The following is a 3,245-nucleotide window of genomic DNA, read 5'->3' as shown; positions in this document are numbered from 1 at the left end:
GGGTTTTGGTTATGACGGTGTGGTTTATCCATCAGCAAAAGCGGTGTAAAGAATGATAATAAATTTTCAACTGTACATATCTTGAGGAAAGAGTTATCCAAAAATATCTACTTTCATATTTCATCATTATTGTGCAACACCGAATTTTGATGCTTACTCTAAGATTTACATAAACCCGCCCTAATGCACACCCATTAGTTGTGTCAGTCCACTACTAGACTATAGGTCATTTCAGTTATCAGTTATCAGTTATCAGTTATCAGTGAACCTCCGACTTAAAGTCGGAGGCTTGAAATACTGAGTTAAATATTTTTTNTCATTTCAGTTATCAGTTATCAGTTATCAGTTATCAGTGAACCTCCGACTTAAAGTCGGAGGCTTGAAATACTGAGTTAAATATTTTTTTCATCCCCTTTTAAGGGGAGGCTTTAGACCTCATTTTTTGGTAATGAAGCTGATAGCTGACTGCTGTTTGCGCAGCATTCCGCAGGAAATCCTTACGAATGGCTTAACCCAACCCATTCATAAAATTCAATCATTTCTGAGGCACAGTTGCAGCAGTTAGTACATTTTTCTCCTGTCATCAGACGAATTCTTCCTTTATGAATTAGTCGTTTGAGTAAGGGACGCATAGCATTAGCATCCATCTGAAAATGCAAAGCTAACTCAGCTAAGGATATCTTGCCACATTTTTCTAAATAAACTTGAATATCAGTTAAAATCATAATCAGGGAATAGGTTCAACAATTAATAATTAATAATTAATAATTAATAATTCAGGACTTACGNACGAATTCTTCCTTTATGAATTAGTCGTTTGAGTAAGGGACGCATAGCATTAGCATCCATCTGAAAATGCAAAGCTAACTCAGCTAAGGATATCTTGCCACATTTTTCTAAATAAACTTGAATATCAGTTAAAATCATAATCAGGGAATAGGTTCAACAATTAATAATTAATAATTAATAATTAATAATTCAGGACTTACGCATGAGGTAGGAAAAACTAGGATTTGAGATTGCTTCGCTGTCGGTCGCAATGACAAAAATACGTCGTATTGCGTAAGTCCTATAATTAATAATTACCTCTTCTTATGACGATAGGAAGCAATCTCGCGAAATCCCTGAGATTGCTTCCTTCCACTCCGTTCCAGTCGCAATGACTTGGGTATAGTTATAGTAATTATCCGGATTCTATATAAGTCCTGATTCAGCAAACCTTAAGTAGCTTGTTCCTGACTTCTTAACCGAATGGGTTTAGCTAATTTCATTATAGCCAAAGTAGCACCCGTAAATATCAATGAACCTACGATCCAAATAAAGGAAAAACCAGGATGTTGTCCAAAGGTACAAATTNTTCAGCAAACCTTAAGTAGCTTGTTCCTGACTTCTTAACCGAATGGGTTTAGCTAATTTCATTATAGCCAAAGTAGCACCCGTAAATATCAATGAACCTACGATCCAAATAAAGGAAAAACCAGGATGTTGTCCAAAGGTACAAATTTGATAGAAGACAGTAGCTACAATGTAAGCTAATCCTGTTGTCCAGAAGGCTACAAACAGCATCCATCCCATATTAGTTTCTCGATAAACAGCCGCCGTTGCTGATACGCAGGGGAAATATAGCAGCACAAATAACAAATAAGAAAATGCTCCTACTTTGCCATCAAACCGCCTCGCCATAGCTCCAAATGTTCCTAACTGTACTTCCTGTTCCTCAGCGGCTATTTCTACATCTTGAGTCTCCCCAATATTTAACCCCAGGGGATCGAGTAGTTGATTTGGTAAATCAGCTAAATTAGCGGGAATGCTAGCAAATGCTTCTCCAATACCTCCCCAGAAACTAAAACCCTCTTCCTCAGTTTCTGCATCAGGATTATCTTCTTTGGCTAATTGTCCGTAAATCGAATCTAGGGTTCCTACCATAGCCTCTTTTGCAAAGACTCCAGTGAAAACTCCCACCGTTGCAGGCCAGTTTTCCTCTGTAATTCCCATGGGAGTAAAAATAGGAGTGACTGCTCGACTGGTGCTACTGAGAACGGAGTTGTCGCTGTCTTGGTTGCCAAAAGAACCGTCTACACCAATAGAATTTAACAATCCCAAAACCATCACCATCAAGACAATTATTTTGCCTGCTTTCCACAAAAATGCTTTTAAGCGTTCCCAGGTGCGGATTAAAACTCCTTTAATTCGGGGCAGGTGATAGGGTGGTAATTCCATAACTAAATGACTTGCTTCTCCTTGGAGAATGGTATTTTTCATCACAAGTNTTGCCAAAAGAACCGTCTACACCAATAGAATTTAACAATCCCAAAACCATCACCATCAAGACAATTATTTTGCCTGCTTTCCACAAAAATGCTTTTAAGCGTTCCCAGGTGCGGATTAAAACTCCTTTAATTCGGGGCAGGTGATAGGGTGGTAATTCCATAACTAAATGACTTGCTTCTCCTTGGAGAATGGTATTTTTCATCACAAGTCCTGTAAAAACTGCTGCCACAATACCCAACAGATAGAGTCCAAACACAATATTTTGTCCGCCGATGGGGAAAAAAGCTGCTGCAAACAGAGCATACACAGGAAGTCTCGCTCCACAAGACATAAACGGATTCATCATAATAGTCATTAGACGATCGCGGGAATTTTCTAAAGTCCGTGTAGCCATAATTGCCGGAACATTACAGCCAAACCCCACTAACATCGGTACAAAAGATTTTCCTGGCAATCCCACAAACCGCATTAATCGATCCATCACAAAAGCAGCTCGCGCCATATATCCCGAATCTTCTAGAATTGATAAAAACAGGAACATAAACCCAATTACAGGGATAAAAGTGGCAACAGTTTGAATACCACCTCCAGCACCATCAGCTAAGAAAGCAATTAACCACCCTGGTGTACCCATTCCTTCCAGAAGATTAGCCAAACCATCAACAAAAATCGTGCCCGCAGCAATATCAAAGAAATCAATAAATGCAGCACTGACGTTGATGGTAAAGAGAAACATAAGATACATTACCAATAAGAAAATGGGAACCCCTAGCCAGCGATCAAGAACAATCCGATCTAAGCGATCGGAAGTTGTACTACTAGCTTCCCCAATGCGTTCGGTAGCTCCTTGGGTTAATTGACGAATAAAACCATAACGACTGTCAGCAATAATAATAGAGTTGTTGGGAAATAAGGTAAAATGGTTCAAGCAGAAATTGGCCAGAAGAATGCTAAATATTGAACGAGCCTTAAAA

The 3,245-nt window shown here is 38.9% G+C and carries 3 protein-coding genes and 1 pseudogene; all 4 read right to left on the bottom strand.

Going from position 1 to position 3,245, the window contains the following annotated elements:
- Nucleotides 1-497: 497 nt before the first annotated feature.
- Entirely contained in the window at nucleotides 498-725 is a 228-nt protein-coding gene (locus AFK68_RS04860; RefSeq protein ID WP_094671820.1) for a FeoC-like transcriptional regulator, read from the bottom strand.
- A 64-nt stretch (nucleotides 726-789) separates the two neighbouring features.
- Nucleotides 790-927, bottom strand: a 138-nt coding sequence (locus AFK68_RS44235) for a FeoC-like transcriptional regulator (RefSeq protein ID WP_371357235.1), incomplete at its 3' end; no start/stop codon positions are given.
- Between the two features lie 441 nt (nucleotides 928-1,368).
- Nucleotides 1,369-2,269, bottom strand: a pseudogene (locus AFK68_RS04850) (nucleoside recognition domain-containing protein); the annotation flags it as partial.
- Nucleotide 2,270: 1 nt separating this feature from the next.
- Nucleotides 2,271-3,245 (bottom strand): ferrous iron transport protein B (gene feoB / locus AFK68_RS04845; RefSeq protein ID WP_143437523.1); only part of this gene is annotated, 975 nt, incomplete at both ends.

The sequence above is a fragment of the Hydrocoleum sp. CS-953 genome, assembly GCF_002260545.1.
In the GTDB taxonomy this organism is placed as follows: domain Bacteria; phylum Cyanobacteriota; class Cyanobacteriia; order Cyanobacteriales; family Microcoleaceae; genus Trichodesmium.
This window is presented reverse-complemented; position numbering and strand designations above follow the sequence as displayed.

Bases quoted from the DNA above. Each gene is read 5' to 3' on its own strand.
- AFK68_RS04860 (WP_094671820.1), bottom strand. From the start codon at position 725: ATGATTTTAACTGATATTCAAGTTTATTTAGAAAAATGTGGCAAGATA.